The organism is Actinomyces sp. ICM47 (genome assembly GCF_000278725.1).
In the GTDB taxonomy this organism is placed as follows: Bacteria; Actinomycetota; Actinomycetes; order Actinomycetales; family Actinomycetaceae; genus Pauljensenia.
This window is the reverse complement of sequence record NZ_ALCA01000017.1, coordinates 1-19586: the sequence shown is the minus strand read 5'-3', so window position 1 is coordinate 19586 and position 19586 is coordinate 1. Positions and strand designations below refer to the sequence as shown.

The 19586-nt window shown below is 67.7% G+C and carries 12 protein-coding genes and 1 tRNA gene; 8 read left to right on the top strand and 5 right to left on the bottom strand.

What is annotated here, in order from left to right:
* Positions 1-1165: 1165 nt before the first annotated feature.
* Both HMPREF1136_RS00870 and HMPREF1136_RS00865 read right to left on the bottom strand, forming a co-directional pair.
* On the bottom strand, positions 1166-1849 hold the full coding sequence (locus HMPREF1136_RS00870) for a superoxide dismutase (protein ID WP_009647407.1): 684 nt from the start codon (positions 1847-1849) through the stop codon (positions 1166-1168).
* Positions 1850-2022: 173 nt separating this feature from the next.
* Positions 2023-2991, bottom strand: a complete 969-nt coding sequence (locus tag HMPREF1136_RS00865; protein WP_009647411.1) for a DUF808 domain-containing protein — start codon at positions 2989-2991, stop codon at positions 2023-2025.
* 66 nt (positions 2992-3057) lie between these two features.
* On the opposite strand from HMPREF1136_RS00865, the gene HMPREF1136_RS00860 reads away from it, so the two are divergent.
* The 3 genes from HMPREF1136_RS00860 to HMPREF1136_RS00850 all read left to right on the top strand — a co-directional run bounded on the left by HMPREF1136_RS00860 (position 3058) and on the right by HMPREF1136_RS00850 (position 8781).
* The gene (locus tag HMPREF1136_RS00860; protein ID WP_009647414.1) at positions 3058-4758 is read left to right on the top strand and encodes a methyltransferase; all 1701 of its coding nucleotides are present in this window, start codon (positions 3058-3060) and stop codon (positions 4756-4758) included.
* A gap of 178 nt (positions 4759-4936) precedes the next feature.
* Positions 4937-6331, top strand: a complete 1395-nt coding sequence (locus HMPREF1136_RS00855; protein WP_009647403.1) for an SWIM zinc finger family protein — start codon at positions 4937-4939, stop codon at positions 6329-6331.
* A complete protein-coding gene (locus tag HMPREF1136_RS00850) occupies positions 6328-8781 on the top strand; it encodes a DUF6493 family protein (RefSeq protein ID WP_009647405.1) in 2454 nt (817 codons plus the stop codon). Before HMPREF1136_RS00855 ends, HMPREF1136_RS00850 begins: the two co-directional genes overlap by 4 nt.
* A gap of 522 nt (positions 8782-9303) precedes the next feature.
* On the opposite strand, the gene HMPREF1136_RS00845 is transcribed toward HMPREF1136_RS00850, so the two are convergent.
* The 3 genes from HMPREF1136_RS00845 to HMPREF1136_RS00835 all read right to left on the bottom strand — a co-directional run bounded on the left by HMPREF1136_RS00845 (position 9304) and on the right by HMPREF1136_RS00835 (position 12170).
* Positions 9304-9729, bottom strand: coding sequence for a YjdF family protein (locus HMPREF1136_RS00845; RefSeq protein WP_009647410.1), 426 nt, complete (start codon positions 9727-9729; stop codon positions 9304-9306).
* A gap of 155 nt (positions 9730-9884) precedes the next feature.
* On the bottom strand, positions 9885-10910 hold the full coding sequence (locus HMPREF1136_RS00840) for a DUF1266 domain-containing protein (protein WP_034504294.1): 1026 nt from the start codon (positions 10908-10910) through the stop codon (positions 9885-9887).
* A gap of 225 nt (positions 10911-11135) precedes the next feature.
* Positions 11136-12170, bottom strand: a complete 1035-nt coding sequence (locus HMPREF1136_RS00835; protein ID WP_332248198.1) for a DUF1266 domain-containing protein — start codon at positions 12168-12170, stop codon at positions 11136-11138.
* 398 nt (positions 12171-12568) lie between these two features.
* Between HMPREF1136_RS00835 and topA the strand changes: the two genes are divergently transcribed.
* From topA to HMPREF1136_RS00810, 5 genes are all read left to right on the top strand, one after another.
* A complete protein-coding gene (gene topA, locus HMPREF1136_RS00830) occupies positions 12569-15373 on the top strand; it encodes a type I DNA topoisomerase (protein WP_009647413.1) in 2805 nt (934 codons plus the stop codon).
* A complete protein-coding gene (gene tmk, locus HMPREF1136_RS00825) occupies positions 15373-16368 on the top strand; it encodes a dTMP kinase (RefSeq protein ID WP_009647408.1) in 996 nt (331 codons plus the stop codon). Before topA ends, tmk begins: the two co-directional genes overlap by 1 nt.
* A complete protein-coding gene (locus tag HMPREF1136_RS00820; protein WP_009647406.1) occupies positions 16365-17558 on the top strand; it encodes a DNA polymerase III subunit delta' in 1194 nt (397 codons plus the stop codon). The genes tmk and HMPREF1136_RS00820 overlap by 4 nt, the downstream gene beginning before the upstream one ends.
* 35 nt (positions 17559-17593) lie before the next feature.
* Positions 17594-19207 carry an alpha/beta hydrolase gene (locus HMPREF1136_RS00815; protein ID WP_009647412.1) on the top strand — a complete coding sequence of 538 codons (1614 nt, stop codon included), beginning with the start codon at positions 17594-17596 and terminating at the stop codon, positions 19205-19207.
* A gap of 150 nt (positions 19208-19357) precedes the next feature.
* A tRNA-Thr gene (locus HMPREF1136_RS00810) sits at positions 19358-19430 on the top strand.
* The last annotated feature ends 156 nt before the right edge of the window (positions 19431-19586 follow it).

Genomic DNA, 19586 nt, shown 5'->3' with positions numbered 1-19586 from the left:
GGTGGTAGGTGCGGATTGGTGCGTCGGCTCGAAGCGCGCCCGTGCCCTCCGTGCCCTCTGGCACCCTCCACACCGGCGGCGCTTGTGTCGCTGTGACTAGCCCGGCCAGGCCCTACCGCATGGGTACCGCCGCCTGGGTATCCGGCCTCTCTACCCAGTGGCGCCCGGTGGTAGGTGCGGATTGGTGCGTCGGCTCGAAGCGCGCCCGTGCCCTCCGTGCCCTCCGGCGCCCTCCGCACCGGCGGCGCTTGTGTCGCTGTGACTAGCCCGGCCAGGCCCTGCCGCCGCCCACGGGCACCGCAGTCCACGGGTTCCACAGCCTGGCCCAGCAGGTCTTGCGGTGCTCTCCATGCTGGTCGTGCAAACCCCCTTCGGGGGCGGTGAGATCGCGGTTCGAGGTGGTGTCATGCCCAAAGTGCAGACCACCTCGGCGAAAAACGCTGAAAACGGGCTGTTATGGGCGAAGTGGTCTGCGATTTGGGCGCATCGGTACCTGTCATAGCGCGTCGCTCGCACGTGAGCCTGCTATTGCGAGCGGTAACCCGCTATGTCGCACGTAAACCCGCTATCTGGAGTGTGGGCGGGTCTGCCCAAGCTCGTATTAGCGGGTCCGCGTGCGGATTGGAGGGCCGGTGTGTGGATTGGAGGGCCGGCGTGCGGATTGAAGAGCCGGCGCGCGGATTGGAGGGCCGGCGCGCGCATGAGCGGTCCCACGTGCGAAATATTGGGGGCACATGTGACTGAGCTGATTCGCAACGGCTCCCCTTGCTGCCCTGGAAGAGATTGCGTGGGCAGCGATGGCAGGCGGACCCGCGCGCGAGTTAGTGGGCCTGCGTGTGGCTGAGTCGGTGCGGAAGAGCTGGAATCGTCACTGTGGCGGGGTTTGTGTGCGCCGCCCGCTCCGTAATCTTTGCCCGGAATGCGACGAAAGAGGCGGGATCCCGAAGGATCCCGCCTCTGCTGCGTGTGTAGTCGTGGTGGTCGCGTCGTCAGCGCTACCAGCGCCACCAGCGCCCGGGCCTCGCGCCGGGGCATGGGGGAATTGCGTCATGAGAACCGCGACACGCAGGCGACACGCCGTCGCGAGGCCTCTAATGGTGCAAGATCCCCGATCTCGCCGCGGCGAGTGGCGCGCACGGCGGCCACGGTCACATGAGGCGGACGCTCAGTTCTTCCACCAGCCCTTGACGGTGTCGACCGCGTGGGCACCCAGGTCGGACAGCGCGGAGTGGGCGTTCACCAGGCCGGAAGACAGGCGGGCGGCCTGGAAGCGGGACGCGACGTTCTCCCAGTTCACCAGGTTCCACCAGGCCTTGACGTAGTCGGCCTTGACGTTGAGGTAATCCAGGTAGAAGGCGTGCTCCCACATGTCGATCAAGAGCAACGGCACGGTCGCGACCGGGATGTTGCCCTGCTGGTCGGTCATCTGGTAGGTCACGAGACGCTTGCCGACGGTGTCCCACGCGAGGACGGCCCAGCCGGAGCCCTGCAGGCCCAGGGCGGCCGCGGCGAACTGAGCCTGGAAGGACTCAAACGAGCCGAAGAACTCGTCGATGGCAGCGCCGAGCTCGCCTTCGGGGCGCGACGCGCCTTCGCCGGTCATGTTGGTCCAGAAGATGGAGTGGTTGGTGTGGCCGCCAAGGTTGAAGGCCAGGTTCTTCTCCCACAGGTTGATTGCGGCGAAGTCGCCGGCCTCACGGGCGGCGGCAAGCTTCTCCAGCGCGGTGTTCGCGCCGGCCACGTAGTTCGCGTGGTGCTTGTCGTGGTGCAGCTCCATGATGCGCCCGGAGATGTGGGGTTCGAGAGCGGAGTAGTCGTAGGGCAGGTCGGGCAGGGTGTAGACGGTCATGATGCTCCTCCTGGGCGTCGTCATATAGCTGTTGACTCCAAGGGTAGTACTTTAGTCCCGGCTTGCGAAGGGGTTGTGTGTCACCTTTCGCGGATCGCGATCAACGACGAGGCCGGGGCAGGGGAACGCGATCACGCATCCTCCGCCCCGGCCTCGTGAAAAAGAGGGAAAACTCAGGCCTTGGCGCGCACGCGACGCACGAGCGCGGAAGCCCCGACGACGATCCACGCGACGACGGCACCGAGAATGACACCGAAGACGCCGGACAGGACGGTCTCGACGAGCCAGGTCACGAAGCCGCCCGCTGCGGACACCGCGTGCTCGGCGGTCTCGAGGATGTGGTGGAAGACGCCCACGCCGACTTCGGCGAGGTTCACGATGACGAGGTGGCCGCCGACCCACAGCATCGCGACCGTGCCGACGACGCCGATGACGTTGAAGACGTGGGGCATGATGCGCACGATGGTGCGGCCCATGTTGTCGACGGGGCCGGGACGGTTGTCCTCGGGGTCGAGCGCGCCGCGAGCCAGGTGGACGCCGAAGTCGTCGGCCTTGACCAGCAGGGCGACCAGGCCGTACACGAAGAAGGTCATGAAGAATGCGACCGCGATGAGGACGGCGACGCGCATCACCCCGTGCTCATTCGACAGGTTGGCCATGGAGACGAGCATGATTTCCGCGCTGAGGATCAGGTCGGTGCGGGTCGCGGAGGACACGATGCTCTTTTCGAGTTCCTCGGCGGAGGCAGCACCCCTCTCCTCGTGGTCCTCGTGATGGCCGGGCAGCCATCCGAGCTTCTCCAGGACCTTCTCACCGCCCTCGAAGCATAGGTACGCGCCGCCCACGACGAGCAGGAATGGCAAGACCTGCGGTGCCAGCCACGTGAGCAGCAGGGCAATCGGTAGGATGATAAAGAGCTTATTAATAAGGGAGCCGCGCGCGATCTTAGCGATGATGGGCAGCTCGCGTTCCGGACTCAGGCCCGACACGTATTGGGGAGTGACGGCCGTGTCGTCGATGACGACGCCGACCGCCTTGGACGAGGCCTTGACAGCGTTGGCCGCCACATCGTCGATGGATGAGGCCGTGACCTTCGCGAGGGTCGCGATATCGTCGAGCAGGGCGACAAGTCCTCCGGACATGGGGTTTCCTCCTATGGCCCTCGTGTGGGTACCCGCGCATTGTACGCGCGGGGATAGTCTAGAGTCATGACAACTTCCGCACCCGTTCCCGCCCTCGACCGTGACATGATTGCGCGCCTGCGCGCCGACATCATCGCGTCGAGCTGGACGACCGACACCCTTGATGAGCTGCTCAGCGACGATGCCCTGTCGGCCCTCATGCGCGATTCGCGCCTACCCGCACTGGTCGAACTCGCGGGCGTTGACGCCCCCGCAGCGACCTTGACACGTTTTTTTATCGGCGGACAGCCCGAGCGTGCCTCGGCCCTGGACGCGGTCCTGCCGACGCTGGGCGCGGCTGGCTTGGAGACCCTCGGCCTCGCGGCCACCATCGACGAGGACGAAGCCGCCTCCGCTCTCGTCATGCCTCGCCCGTGCTCCAAGTCCGCGCCCAAGCGTGAGCGCGCGCAGGCGGGCGAGGGGGAGGAGGCCTCGTTCCCGACGGCACCCGCCCTGCCGACGATGCGCGACCCCGATGAGGAACCCGAGCCCGAGGTCGCGGCTGACCCGTGGATGCGCGCCCTGTACGACCTGCGTCCCCACGCGGCGACCCTGCCGGGCGGCGAGCACGAGTGGTGGGTGACCTCGGACCTGGGGGAGGGGCAGACCGGCAAGCCGTTGGCCGATCACCACGTGATGGGCATCGGCGGGGCGACCCGGACGCTGCTGGAGATGACCGTGCGCGACCAGGTCGACTCGGCCTTGGACGTGGGCTGCGGCTGCGGCATCCAGGCCCTCTACCTGGCCACGCACGCGCGCCGCGTCGTCGCGACCGACCTGTCGCCCAGGGCGTGCGCGCTCACCCAGTTCAACGCCGCCCTCAACGAGACGAAGATTGACGTGCGCGAAGGGTCACTGTTCGAGCCGGTCGAAGGTGAGACCTTCGATCTGATCGTCACGAATCCGCCCTTCGTGATCACGCCGGATACCGTGCGCTGCGCGTCGGGCATGCACGAGTATCGTGACGGCGGCATGGATCGCGACAACCTGATTGCCGCAGTCCTGCGCGGCGCTCCTGATTGCATGGCACCCGGTGGCACGCTCCAGATGCTCGCGAACTGGGAGATTCCCGAGAGCCGCAACCCGGACACGCAGTGGTCCCAGCGTGTCGACGAGTGGCTGGACGGTTTGCCCGTGGACGCGTGGGTCGTCCAGCGTGACGTGCTCGAGCCGGCGCGCTACGTGGACATGTGGATCCGCGATTCGGGTGGCCCGCTCATGGCGCGCGCCGACTACGAGCGCGCTTACACGTCGTGGCTGGTGGATTTCCGTCGCGCGGGCACGGGCGCGATCGGCATGGGTTTCGTGGCGCTGCGCAGGCTCGACGAGGCCGAGGCAGCCTCGGGCGGCAGGCGCGCCTTCGACCTGTCCCTCGATGGGCACGCCCCGCGTGGACAGGACGTGTCGTGGGCGCTGGCCTCCCTGCGCGGCCCGGAGCTGTGGGACACGGTGCTGACGCGCGCCTCGGACGTGCGCGAGGAGCGCCACTACGTGCCGGGCAGCCCGGATCCGGAGCTGCTGATTCTGCATCAGGGCGGGGGCTTGGGCCGGTCTGTGCCCGTCTCGTCGGCGGTGTCTGCGGTCGTGGGTGCCTCGGATGGTGAGCTGACGGTCGGCCAGATCGTGGCGGCCGTCGCGATGCTGACTTCCGTCGAGGCCGACGACGTCCGCGCCGAGGTCGAGGCACCCCTACGCGACCTGATCCGCTGGGGGTTCTTGACGTACTGAGCGTTGTTGCGAGCGCGTGCGGGCGCGGCTGCGTGAGGCGGTCGCGCCCGCCCACGCTGTATCGGGTGGGCTGTGCGGCGTCATTTCGGGCGTGTTGTGAGCGCGGGCGGGTGCGAAGCCGACTCCAGACGTGGGGCCCCTGTGTTAGCCTGGCGCCACAATGACGCGAAGGAGCGACATGGACTACGAGCTGGCCTACCGCTACGGCGTTCCCTCGCGCTTGGATGAACATGCGGGACTTGCGCTGGCGACCTCGGGAGGGTCCACCCCCGAGGGGGAGGCCGCGTGCCCCTATTTCTTCTCGGGATTCATGGAGCGCCCCGACGTGGTGGCCGCCGGCCTGCTCGCGGTCGCACGCGTGGCGCGCACCCGCTTCTACGTGCCGCCCGGCATGGTCGTTGCTCCAGGCGGTGGCCTCACCCGCATCGGGATGCTCGACCCGGTCGTGACTAACACGGCCGAGGGCCTGCGCTTCGAGTCTTTTAGCGTGTGCTGCGGCGTGTACGCCAGGCTCGACGTGGAGGCCTCGGCCCTGGACGCCGCTCACTGTGCGGTCGGCGTGACCAACGTGGACGTGAACCAGCCGCTGCGCGCCGCCCTGGCGTCGCTGCGAGCCGGGGAACCCCTGCACTTGAGTGTGGGTGAGGAGGGGCTGACGGCCACGACCCTGGACGAGGAGGTCACGGAGGAGAAGGTGCCGTTGTCCCTGCGCTGGCTCAAGGGCTTCGCGGAGACGCAGATGCTCTCCTCCGCAATGATGCCGCTCCACGCGTTGAACGCCGCGCAGGCCCGCGCGTTTATCCGAGGCCTGCCCAAGTCCAGCGCGACGGGTACGGTCATGTGGGCGGGGCGGGCCGTACGCGGCCTGCGCCTGGGGACCAGGCCCGCGCCGGGGGCCGCGTGCGTCGCAGGACCCGAGCGGCTGCGCGTGTTCGAGCCGCTCCTGCACTTGATCACTTCGCTCGAAGCCTACGGACCTGACGTGGACGCGGACAGCGAGCCGGTCGCCTCCCTGTGGGTCGCCCGCATGCCGGGTGCGCGGCTGAGCGTGGGGCTCAGCCCCGCCAAGTCGCGCGGCTTCTCGGGGGAGGGTGCGGTCCTGGCATCCCTCGGCAACCCGCGTGTCGAGGAAGACGCGGACGCGCTCTCCGCCCTGCTCTCCTTCGAGCCGCGCATTGATACGCAGCTCATGGCGGCCCGCTCCGGCCTGGCCCCCGACCGGGTGGCTGGCGGCCTGGCGCTCCTCGCATCGAGCGGGCAGGTCGGCTTCGACGTTACCGAGGGTGCCTACTTTCACCGCCCCCTGCCCGTCCGCCCCGACGCGCTCACCGCGATGCACCCGCGCCTGTCGGGCGCACGCATGCTGATTGAACGCGGCGCGATCACCCGCGAGGAGGGGGCACGCTTCCGCGTCGCCTCGGGCGCGAACCGCTACCGGGTGGAGGTGCCCGCCGACCCCTATGCCATCGGCGAGTACAGCTGTACCTGTCCGTGGTGGATGAAACACAGGGGCGGGCGCGGTCCCTGCAAGCACGTCCTCGCCGTCTGTCTGGTCTTGAAGGAGGAATCGTGAGCAACATCCGTTGGCTGCCCGACACGCTGGATGAATGCATGGACTTTTGGAGGCTGCATCTGTGGGTCCGGCAGCACCCGGATCAGTGGACGCTCGACGAGGTCTACGCGCGCATGCTGGAGATCAACGGGGGCCCGCCCACGGATAGTGACCTAAGCATGAGTTCCCGGCTGTCCGGCCCGTGGTTGGACGGCATCGGCTTCCTGCGCCTGGCTGAGTTGAACGGCGACCTGGCCCTCGAGCATGACGAGCGGTACCTGACGGCGCTCATCGGCCTCGAACCCGGGCTGCAACTGCCCCTCATGCGCGCCGATCAGGAGCTGCGCGAGGAGCTGGTGTGGGGGATACTCCGTCAGGAAGGCAACAGCGGCGTGTCGCTGTCCTCCTCCGACCGTTCTGCCACCATGGGTTCGAGGCTGTCGCCCGGTTGGTCGCGCACGCTTGAAGCCAGTGTTAACGAGGGACTCGTCGACCGGGATCGCCTCATCGATGCTCTCCTCGATATGCTCGTCGCCGACCTGCCCTCCGCGCGCGCCGGTTGGTACTCGCGCACCCTGCGCCTGCTCGCCATGACCCTTGACGAGGTCGAGTCCCGCCAGGTGGTCCTCTGTACCCTCATGTCCTCTCCCGTTGGGCCGACCGTGACCCTGGCGGTTGGACAGCTGACCGCCCTCGCCAAGGCCGGTCGCCTCGACTTGGAGCTGTTTGCGCGCAGCTGCGAGGGCGCGCTCATGGGGTCGAAGGCGAATGCCCTGCGAGTGCTTGGGGTCTTGCGTGACGGCCTCGGGGCCGTGGAGGGCACCGGCCTCGAACCCCTGCTCGGCGTTGCGTTCTCCTTCCCGGACGCGCAGGTGCAGCGGGCAGCGCTGGGCCTCGCGCGCGACTACGTGACCGCCAGCCTCTTGACGCGTGAGAGCGTCGCAGCCATCGTGAGCCAGGCTGATCTGGACCCGCTGGTTACCCCCGAGGCGCGCGAGTTTGTGTCCGCCGGAACGGTGGGCGACCGGCCCGGCCCCGGCCTCGTCCACGAGGCGCGGACTCAGGTCGAGCCCGAAGCCTTCCTGCCGCCTCCCCGGGAGGTGGCCGACCTGGTACCGATGAGCGCGGAGGACGTGAGCGGGCGGGTCGGCGTCCTGGCCGAGAAGGCGCAGATGGGGCTCGAATACGAGCTGCTGCTCGCGTTCCTGACATCCCCCGAGTTCGAGCCGAGTGCGCTGGAACCGCTGCGCCCGCTTGTGTGGCGCCTAACCACGCGCAGATTTGGGTACGAGCGCATGCTCGGACGTCTCCTGCAGATAGCCCTCGATGGGGGAGAGGAGGGCGCGCGCAACCCGCTGACCACAGCCACCACGTGGTTGGAATCGGAGAACATGCCCACCCTCATGCGAGAGCGCATCATTGAGGTCGCGGGCCTGCTCGCATGCGGGCAGCGCTACCGCCTCCTGGCGACGCCGACCGATGACCGGGGAGCCGTGAATCCCCTGACGCTCGTGCGCCGTGCCCTGGACAATGGGAACGCCACCCCCCTTCCAGCCGACCTCACCCAGGCGCTGCTGCGCGTAGACACTGAGCACCCGGACTGCGCAGCGGCGCTCGCGCTCGTGGAGGAACGGGAGGAGGACCTGCCGTCCTCCGCTGTTGCCCGCATTCGCCTCGCCCTTGAGGGGGTGGTGCGCAGACGTGCCGAGGGCTACCTGTCCTCCCTCTCCGTTGCGTGGGAGGGGCACCCCGCCTACGAGTCGCGCAGCGGGAAGCCGAAGGTCGCGCGTGACGGCTCGCCCGTCTATGCGTTCTTTACCCCGCGTATCGTCGGTGCGCAGACGGGCGCGGCGGGAGCGGAGCTGAGCGCGCTTGCGGATATTGCGAGTGCTTCGGGCGATTTTACTGCCCACCGCTACATCTACCCCGCGTTGGTACGCCACTTCGCCGTCTGCCTGCTCGCCTCGCAGTGGTACGTGCTTGACAACACCCAGCTGACCTGTGAGTGCTACCGGGCCCTGTGTGAGCACGGCGGACGCTGGGATTCGCTGTCCGCGGGGTTTCTTGGCCAGGCGATGGGAGAACGCGAGGTGGAGTCGCGTGCGCTTGGCGTCGAGGCCCTGGCCTCCCTGGTGGCGCGCGGGGACCTCTCCTTCGACGAGGCCGTGGCTGGTTTCGCGGCTGTGGCGCACACCGTGAAACTGAACCGGTGGGCGCAGGCGTTCAAGGATTTGGGGAACGTGGACCCGCGACTCGCGCTCGATCTGGCGCTCGCGCTGCTCCCCGGGCTTGAGCGTGGGCGCACGGGCATCGGACAGCTGCTGGGTGCCGTGACCGCGCAGTACGCGCGGGCGCAGGCCGAGGGGTGGGCACCACCGCTGGGCGAGGAGCTTGCTGGCTGGCTCGCCCTTTTCCGAGGGACCTCCCAGACGGCCAGGTATGCTCGCACGCTGAAAGAGAAGGGACAATGACCGCGCCTGCGACCCTGGCTGATCGCCGGGGGATGCTCTGAACGGCCTTGGGATGCTCCGACGGGCCTCGCGCGCGAGGCGGTGGAAACACTCAGCGCGGCGCGTCCGCGCCGAGATCGAGACCCCGCTGCGTGACCTGATCCGCTGGGGATTCCGGACGTACTGAGCGTCGTTGTGTGCGCGGGCGCCTGCTACTGCGGGACTGCTGGCGCGGGGCCTGCATCGCGGCGTCCTCCACCAGGGAGGGAGCGGCTGCACGTTCTGGATAGGAAATGCCGATTTGGATAGGAACCGCGATTCTGGATAGGTTATTTTCCTATCCACAACGTCGTAAGCTATCCAGTTCGTGCTTTCCTATCCACTTCATGGCCGTACGTGTTCGCCCACTTCCGCATGTGGACCCGATGATCCGCATGTGGGCCCGATGATATACGCGTGGGCAGCGCCGCCCACGCACAGGTCATGGGGTTTACGTGCGTATCAAGGGGTTTACGTGCGTATCGAGGGGTTAACGTGCAGCCCTTAGTGGCCGCGGTGGCGAGCTTTCGCTTTCAGGCGGGCGAGTCGGCGTTTCTCTTCAGCTTTCTCTCGTTTCTCCTGCCTGGTCGTGGAAGCTCGTTCTCGTGCCGTGCGTTCGCGTTCCGCTTGAATCGATGCCTGTGACGCAGTGGAAGGAAGCGCACGGCGAGCGAGGCGAGAAGCTTGGCGCTGTGCGCGCTTAGGGTTGTGGTGTGTCGTCTGGCGTTGGGCCATATCGGGCGTCCAAGCGGCCTCGTCGAGGCGGCACAGGAGAGCGTTAGCGTGAGCAAGAAGGAACTCGTAGAACTCTGCGTCTGAGGGCTGCGCGCCGAACACGATCCGAACGGCGCGAACACGGTCGGCCTCGTGGCGCTCAATGACACCGACCCAGAACTGACCATCGAAATATAGTGTGGACTCCGTCTTCATTACTCGTCTCCAGGTACACCACGGTGGACCCGATGACGCTGGATTCTGCTCGGGGCAGCGACGGATGCGAGGCATCGTCCAGACTTCCTACTGGACTGTGCGGTTCGCGTATCAGGACTGACGACTCATTCTACGTCCTGTGCGCGGCGGCGTGGCTACTGGACGATCGGCTTGCCGCCGATGGACATGGGGGCGCGAGTGCGCGTCTGGGTGTCGAATTCCCTCTCCCAGGCCGAGGCGTCCTCCCAGCCCGAGGGGGACAGCAGGTGCAGGCCGCCCTCGGCCGCGAGCACATCGAGCAGGAGGAAACGAGACGTGGGGGAGGGGAGGTCCCAGGGGATCGCAGTCCACAGGCCGTTCTTTCCGATAAGGAACTCTCCGCGGTTGCGGTCGTGCAGGTCGTTCTCGGCCTCCTGTGCCTGCCCTTTGGCGGCCCACAGCCAGCGTGTGAGGCGGAAGGCATCCCAGGCCTCGTCCCATGAAGAGTAGGACATGTGAAGCGCGTGGTTGATGATCGCGAGGGTGTCCCAGGCTTCCTCGTCCGTGATGAACCCGAGGGCAGCGCCCGCGCGGATCAGCATGGCCGCGCGGATGAAGTCCCACGCGCCAAAGTCCACGTCGTTGATGCCGCGGTCGTTGTTGAGGAAGCGGTGGATGCGCCAGCGTTCCTCCCACGCGTCCGTCTGCTCGTCGGCGACCTCGTTGAGGCGCGCGAGGCGGTTCTTCAGCCACGAGGGATTGCCGCACTGCTCGCGCGTGTGTCCAAAGTCTTTGCGGTGTCCCTCGTGGAGGAGCCAATAGAGTTGGCGGAGCAGCTCTAAGCGGTTTGTGACTCCCCAGTCGCGCGACAGCATCTCCTTAGTGGAGCTGGGTTCGGACACGGCGAGCGCGTCGACCGGGTTGCCGTGGCACAGCGCGTAGGGGAAGGACGGTGCGAGCAGGCGCGCATGGATGTCGGTCGCCAGGGCCTTGCGCGATCCGCGCAACTTGGGTGTGTGATGCTTGTTGAGTTTGTCCCACTCGTTGCCTTTGCCGGCCTTGCGCACGTCCGTCGGCGCGGGCATGGCCCCCTTGGATCGGGTCAGAGCGTCCTTGATGAAGACGATCGGCAGGCCGACGAGCACCACGATGACCGCCAGCATCACGGGGATGGGCATCTCAGAGACAAAATGAGGAATCACGGTCACGATTGTGCCCGATGGAGACTCGCTCACACAAACGTTATGCGCGCGGGCATGGACGAGGCCTGGGTGACGTGCGCGGACCCCGACCGTTCTGCCAGTGGTGGCGCACAGTCGGGGTCCGTCTGCGGATGTCGGTGCTCAGGGCTTTGCGCGAGCCCGTGGGCTTCATCGTGGGACGAGGCCGTGGCTGGGTCGGGCCGGGCCGGGCGCGCTCGCGGCGCGTCAGTGGACGATGGGCTTTCCGCCCATCGCCAGGGGAGTGCGCCAGCGCGCCTGCGCGTCCAGCTCCCGCTCCCAGGCCGAGGCCTTCCGCCAGTTGCTGACGGAGAGCACCTGCAGGCGACCGACGGCGGCGACCGCGTCGAGCAGGAGGAAGCGGGACTCAGGGATCGGGGCATCCCACGGGAGGGACTTCCACAGGCCGCGCTTGCCCAGCAGGTACGCGCCCCGGGCGCGATCATGCATGTCGTCGACCGCCTCCTCTTCCGGCCCTTCGGCCGCCCACAGCCAGCGGCCGAGACGGTAGGCCTCCCAGGCCTCGTCCCACGAGGAATAGTGCATCTGCAGCGCGTGGTTGATGAGCGCGAGAGTGTCCCATGCCTCGTCCTCACTGAGCCAGCCGAGCGCGAAGCCCGACCGTGTCAGCATCGCCGCGCGCATCAAATCCCAGGCCGCGAACTCCACGTCCTGGATGCCCCGATCATTATTCAGGAAACGATGGATGCGCCAGCACATCTCCACGTCCATCGTGGACTTGTCAACGGTTTTGTCCAGGTCCTCGAGGACGCGCTCCACCCACTCGGGATCGGCACACCTGCTGCGCAGGGCCGCGTACCCCTTGCTATGGTCGCCGCACAGGAGCCGATAGATGCGCGTGACGAGGTCGGCGCGGTTCATGATCCCCCAGCTGTCTTCGAGCATCTTCCGGGTATCCTCGACGCTGGCGACCTCTAGGACGTTGACCGGGTTGTCGTTGCACAGCGCGTTAGGGAACGAGGGAGCAAGCAGCCTCGCGTGCGGATCGGACGTCATCGAGGCGCGCGACCCGCTCACGACCGGCACGTGCTCCGCGCTGGCTTTCTTCCATTCCTTCGTCTTGCCGGCCTTTCGCAGGTCGGAGGGCGTGGGAATCCTGCCCCGCGCGATGGCGACAAGATCGTCGAGCGGGCCGTGCAAACACCACAGGGCGAAGACGCCGAGGGCGAACCACACGGGGGCTGGAATCTGAGACAGGAAGCGTAGGATCACGTCTCGCATTGTGCCCGACGGCAGGAGAATTCGCCACAATCATAGGAGACGACGACCGGCCTCTTGGCACCCAGGTCCTTGTTTGTTTTCCCAGGTGACGGAGAATCCGGAGGAAAAATCGGCAGAGGGGCCTGCGAGGGGTGAGCGCGACCGGAGGAACCGATGGGGGCGGTCCGGCCACGACAAGCCGACCGCGATGCGTTTGTTGCCGTCGTGGCGGAATACGCGCGCGCGAGAATCAGCCCCGGCCTCGTCCATGTCAAACGCGACAGGCGTGAGACGCGCGGAGGCGGCCCAGGTACCCAGATGTGGGTGGGACGCGGTAAGGTCCTCCCAGATGCCTCGGCGCGTAGACCCGCCGGTGAGGTGCTACAAATACTGGGGAAGTAACGGGGAAGGGACAGGGAATGTCAGCGACGAAGCTCGTGATCGTGGAGTCTCCTGCGAAGGCCGCCACCATTGAGGGATACCTGGGTCCCGACTACCACGTAACCGCTTCCATCGGCCACATCCGCGACCTCCCGCAGCCCTCCGAGCTGCCCAAGGATATGAAGAAGGGGCCATTCGGCCGCTTCGCTGTCAACGTGGACGAGGGCTTCAAGCCGTACTACGTGGTGAACCCGGATAAGAAGAAAAAAGTCACCGAACTCAAGAAGCTCCTCAAGGAATCCGACGAACTCTTCCTGGCAACTGATGAGGACCGCGAGGGTGAGGCTATCGCGTGGCACCTCCTGCAGGTTTTGAAGCCGAAGGTCCCCGTGCGCCGCATGGTCTTCCACGAAATCACGAAGGAAGCGATCCAGCGCGCCCTGGAGAACACGCGCGATCTGGACACCGACCTCGTGGATGCGCAGGAGACCCGCCGCATCCTCGACCGCCTCTACGGCTACGAGGTCTCGCCCCTCCTGTGGCGCAAGATCCGCCCGTCCCTGTCGGCCGGCCGCGTGCAGTCGGTGGCCACGCGCCTCGTGGTCGCCAAGGAACGCGACCGCATGGCGCACGTGAGCGCCCAGTACTGGTCGATCGACACGGCCTTCACGTCGGCGGGTCAGGCCTTCGGCGCGCGCGTGGCCTCCGTGGACGGCCACGCCATCGCGACCGGCTCCGACTTCAGCGAGAAGGGCGAGCTGAGCGCGAAGGCCGTCAAGGCTGGCGTCCTGCATCTGGACGAGGCCACGGCCCGGGCTTATGCGCAGGCGCTGGAGGGCGCCCCTGCCTCGGTCATCGACTCGGTGACCCGCAAGCCTTACCGTCGTCGCCCGGCTGCCCCCTTCACGACGTCGACCCTCCAGCAGGAGGCGTCGCGCAAGCTGCACTGGAACGCGTCCTCGACGATGCGCACCGCCCAGTCCCTCTACGAGTCCGGTTACATCACCTACATGCGTACCGACTCTACGGCCCTGTCCAGCCAGGCGATTCACGCGGCTCGCGAGCAGGCCACCCAGCTTTATGGGGCCGAGGCCGTGGCCGAGTCCCCGCGCCTGTACGGCACCACGTCGAAGGGCGCGCAGGAGGCGCACGAGGCGATCCGTCCCGCCGGCGACCACTTCCGCACGCCGGGCGAGGTGGCGGGTTCACTGTCGAAGCAGCAGCTGGCGCTGTACGACCTGATTTGGAAGCGCACGGTCGCCTCGCAGATGGCCGACGCTCTCGGCTACACGGCGACGATCCGCGTGCTCACCGGCATCGAGGTCGACGGTAAGCGTCACGACGTGCTGTCCTCGGCCTCGGGCACGGTCATCACCTCCCCGGGTTTCCGCCTGGCTTACCAGGAGGGCCGCGACCAGGGGCGCTACGACGCGGAAAAGAACGACGCGGAGAAGACCCTGCCGGACGTTGCCGAGGGCGACGCCGCGACGCTGACCGAGGCCACCCCCGACGGCCACGAGACTCAGCCCCCGGGCCGCTACACGGAGGCCACGCTGGTCAAGACCATGGAGGAGCTCGGTATCGGCCGTCCCTCCACCTACGCGGCTACGATCCAGACGATCGGGGATCGCGGGTACGTGACGCACCGCGGCCAGTACCTGGTGCCCACGTGGCTGGCGTTCTCCGTGACGCGCCTGCTCGAGGAGAACCTGGCGAACCTGGTCGACTATGACTTCACGGCCTCGATGGAGGGTGACCTGGACCGTATCGCCGCAGGCCAGGAGAACGGAACGGACTTCCTGACCGGATTCTTCTTCGGCCCCGACGGCACGGGCGAGCACGGCGGCCTGCGCCACGACGTCGCCTCCCTGGGCGACGACATTGATGCGCGCGCCGTTAACTCCATCGACCTGGGCCGCGGCGTGACGCTGCGCGTGGGCCGCTACGGGCCCTACATGGAAAAGGCCGACGGGACGCGCGCGAACGTGCCGCCGGAGGTCGCCCCCGACGAGCTGACGGACGAACTCATCGACCAGCTTTTCGCCCGCGCCGCCGACGACGGGCGCGAGCTGGGAGTCGACCCCGCAACCGGCCACACGATCATCGTCAAGGACGGCCGCTACGGCCCCTACGTCACCGAGGTCCTCCCCGAGCCAGCCGAGGGCGCCGAGGAAGGCGCGAAGAAGACGAAGAAGGCGGCTGCCAAGCCTCGCACCGCTTCCCTGTTCAAGACCATGGACATCGCCACCGTCACCCTTGAGGACGCGCTGAATCTGCTGTCCCTGCCCCGCGAAGTGGGCACCGACCCGGCCTCGGGCGAGGTCATCACCGCGCAGAATGGCCGCTACGGCCCGTACCTGAAGAAGGGCACGGACTCGCGCACGCTGGCCTCCGAGGATCAGCTGCTCACGATCACCCTGGACGAGGCCCTGGCCATCTACGCCCAGCCCAAGACCCGCGGTCGTGGCACCGCCCGCCCGCCGCTGCGCGAGTTCGGTGAGGACCCGATCTCGGGCAAGAAGGTCACCGTCAAGGACGGCCGTTTCGGGCCCTACGTGACGGACGGCGAGACCAACGTGACCGTGCCGCGCGCCGAGACGGTCGAGGACCTGACGGCCGAGCGTGCCTACGAGCTCCTCGCCGACAAGCGAGCCAAGGGGCCCGCCCCCAAGCGCACGCGCAAGACGACCACGAAGAAGACAACGACCACGAGGAAAACCACCGCGGCCAAGAAGACGACCACGGCGAAGAAAACGACCACGAAGAAAACCACCGCGGCCAAGAAGACGACCACGGCGAAGAAGACGGCCACCAAGAAGGCCGCGACGAAGAAGGACAGCTGATGGCGGCGCGAGGAATGTTCATCACCTTCGAAGGTGGCGACGGCTCGGGGAAGTCCACGCAGATCCAGTCCGTGCGCGACTGGTTCGAGAGCCGTGGCCGCGAGGTCATCGTCACCCGCGAGCCGGGCGGCACCGAGCTGGGAACGGAGATCCGCCGTCTCGTGCAGAACGGCCCCGAGGACGTGGATGCACGCACGGAGGCCCTCCTGTACGCGGCCGACCGCGCCTACCACGTCGCCACGGTCATCCGCCCCGCCCTCGAGCGCGGAGCGGTCGTGCTGGGGGACCGCTACATCGACTCCTCGCTGGCCTACCAGGGCGCGGCCCGCTCCCTCGGCGTCGACGAAATCGCCTCCCTGAGCGCGTGGGCGACCCAGGGCCTCTACCCGTCCCTGACCTTCCTCCTGGACCTGCCTCCGGAGGTCGGCGCGCGCCGCCGCACCGACGCCCCAGACCGCATGGAACGCGAGTCCATGGACTTCCACGAGCGCGTGCGCCACGAATACCTGCGCCTCGCCGACGCCGAGCCCGAGCGCATCGTCGTTATCGACGCGGTCGGCACGGTCGACGAGGTCTTCTCCGAGATCCGCGGCGTCCTCGTCGAGCGCTTCGACGGCGGTTCCAGCACCATCGACGAGGCCGTGGACGGCTCCGCCGGATCGGTGACCGCCGCGGACACGGACGCTGAGGCTCCGGCTGAGGCTCCCGCTGAGTCCGAGGATGCCGCTCCCGAGGTTGCCTCCCCCGAGGCGTCGACCGACGAAGCCCCTCTCGCCGACGCCCCCGAGGCCTCGGCCCCCGACACCGCGGACGAGGAAACCGCCACCGACGAGGCAGCCCCCGTCCTCGTTGACACCCCCGTGTCCACCGCCACCCGGAAGCGTCGCGCCGCCAAGGCCTCGCACAAGGGCAGCGCCGAGAAACGGTCCTCGCGTAAGCCGGCGACCATGGTGGGTGCCCTGGGCGAGTCCCAGGGCGCGCTGTGGGATGAATGATGAGCGTCTGGTCCTCGCTGGTTGGTCAGGACGCGGCGGTCGCTAAGCTCAGCGAGGCCGCGGCGTCCGCCCGCGCAATCGTCGCCTCCCGAGGCAGCGGGCGTGCCTCCGACGAAGCCCGCTCCATGAGCCACGCGTGGCTCATCACCGGCCCGCCCGGATCCGGCCGCTCGGTCGCAGCCCGCGCCTTCGCGGCCGCCCTTCAGTGCACCGGAGCGACACCCGGCTGCGGGCAGTGCCCCGGCTGCCGCACGACCATGGGACGCACGAACGCGGACGTGCTCTTCGCGGCCACCGAGACCTCGATCATCAACGTGGACACTGCCCGCTCACTCGTCTTGCAGGCGCAGTCCTCGCCCTCCCAAGGCCTGTGGCGCGTCATCGTCGTCGAAGACGCCGACCGCCTCGGCGAGTCCGGCGCGAACGCCCTGCTGAAGGCCATCGAGGAGCCGCCCGAGCATACCGTGTGGCTGCTGTGCGCCCCCAGCCCCGAGGACATGATCGCCACGATCCGCTCGCGCTGCCGCCACCTCGGCCTGCGCATCCCCACCGCGACTGCGGTCGCCGACCTGCTCGTGCGCGAAGGCGTCGCCACCCCCGAGGTCGCCCTCGAAGCCGCGCGTGCCGCCCAATCCCACATCGGACTAGCGCGCGCGCTCGCCCGCGACCCCCAGATGCGCGAGCGCCGACGCAGCATCATCACCGCGCCCGCCTCCGTGCGCAGCGTCGGCGAGGCCATCATGGCCGCCGACCGACTCCTCGAAACAGCGAAAGCCCAGGCCGACGCGCAGGTCAGCGACCGTAACGCCCGCGAAAAAGCCGACCTGCTGCGCCAACTCGGCATGGAGGAAGGCGAAAGCGCCACCAAAGCCTCGCGCGCGATGCTCCGCCAGCTCGAAGAAGACCAGAAACGCCGCTCCAAGCGTGCCCTCACCGACGCCATCGACCGCGCCCTCATCGACCTGCTCGCCATCTACCGCGACGTCCTCATGGTCCAAGTCGGGGGAGACGGCGAACTCATCAACACGGACCTGTCCGACCTCGTACACCAGATCGCGCACGACTCCACGCCCCACCAGACCCTCGCGCGCGTCGACCACATCGAAACCGCGCGCAAGCGCCTCGTCGCCAACGGCAACCCCCTCCTCGTCCTCGAAGACATGGCGATTTCGCTGCGCCCCCAGGCCTAAGTTCCGCCCGCACAAACTCCGTTACAATCGGGGCCATGAAAACACGCTCAATCGCGGCCGCAGCCGTCGCGATCCTCGCAGTCGTCGCGATCATCCTGGCCATCGTCGGCTACTACGGGATCCAACGCTTCAAGACACCCGCGCCCACCAAAACCGCCACGGCCTCGTCCGCACCCATCGACGTCCAAGACGGAGACATCCAGGCGTATTACAACCAGGGCATCACGTGGGGCAAGTGCGCGCAAGGCACCTTCGACAGCTACCGAGGCATCAACAGCTCCGACCCGAACGAGTACCAGTGCGCGTTCCTCAAAGCGCCCCTGGACTGGGACAACCCCGACGGTGACCAGATCACCCTCGCCCTCGCCATCCACCGCTCCGGGGCCAAGGATGCACCCGCGCTCTTCATCAACCCCGGCGGCCCCGGCGGCCCCGTTGTCTCAGCGCTGCCCTACTACTCAGCCCAGGGCCTCGGCGAATCCGTCGTCAAGGCCTACGACATCGTCGCGCTCGACCCGCGCGGCGTCGGCGACTCCACCCCCGTCTTCTGTATGACCGACGAGGAAAAGGACGAATACAACGCCGGTGCCGAAACCGACGGCGTCGACGACAGCCCCCAATCCGCGATTGCCGAGGCCGAAGAAGGCTCGCGCGACCTCGCCGACGGGTGCCGCGACCACTCTGGCTCCATCTTCGAACACATCGACACGGTCAGCGCCGCGCGCGACTTCGACATGGTGCGCGCCGTCATCGGCCAGGACAAGCTCAACCTGCTGGGCTATTCCTACGGCACCTTCCTCGGTGCCACCTACGCGGGCCTCTTCCCCGAGAACGTCGGACGCTTCGTCCTCGACGGGGCCCTCGACCCCTCGCTCAGCATCGAAGACGTCTCCGCCATGCAGATGCGCGGCCTCGACGCCTCCCTCCAGCAGTGGATCGCCGACTGCGCCACCCAGTCCACATGCCCGATGGGACGCACCAAGGACGAAGGCATCTCGAACGTACGAGCCTTCCTCGAGTCCCTCGACAAGGCCCCGCTTCCCACCAGCGACCCCGACCGCCCGCTCACCGAGAGCCTCGCCATCACCGCCATGATCGGTGCCATGTACAACACCCAGTGGTGGCCCCAACTCTCTGACGCGTACGCCGACGCGGTGCGCCGAGGCGACGGCAGTGCGCTGCTCGACATCGCCGACCTCATGAACTCGCGCAACCCTGACGGCACCTATGCCGACAACTCAGCCGACGCGATCAACGCGATCAACAACCTGGACTACGAACCCGAAGGCACGACCGACCAGTGGATCGAGCGCGTCAACGGGCTCAAGAGCGAACTGCCGATCCTGGGCCGCTACGTCGGTTACCCCTCCGCCGGCCTGTCCGCCTGGCCGACCGAGCACGCCGACCGTCAGCCCATTCACGCGACCGGTGCCGCCCCCATCCTCGTCATCGGCACCACGCACGACCCCGCCACTCCCTACCCGATGGCGCAGCGCCTGGCCGAACAGCTCGACTCCGGCGTCCTCATCACCGTCGAGGGCTGGAACCACACCGCGTACCGTCGCGGTGCCGACCAGTGCGTCGTGAGGGCCGTCGAGGACTACCTGGTCAAGGGCAACGTGCCCCAGAACGGACTCACCTGCCAGTAGGTCCAATCGGTCCGGTAGGTCCATTCGGTCCGGTAGGTAGTGACCCACGACATTGCTTGATTGGTCGTCCTGGTTTGCGTAACGGCCCGTTCGTCCAGTAGAGTTGTGCCGTTGCCTGCGCGCCCCGGAAACGGCGGAACGGCAGGTGCGGCCGCCTTAGCTCAGTCGGCAGAGCGATTCACTCGTAATGAATAGGTCGTGGGTTCGATTCCCACAGGCGGCTCAGAAGCGCCCACCCCTACAGGGGTGGGCGCTTTCGTCTATGTACGAGGCCTGGGCTGAGTGCGCGGGCGAGCGTGCGGTGGGTCTGGGTGTCCCGAGCTGCGGGCGCACGTGGCTGCGGGTGCCCCGGGCTGGGCCTCGCACCCTGCCACTATCG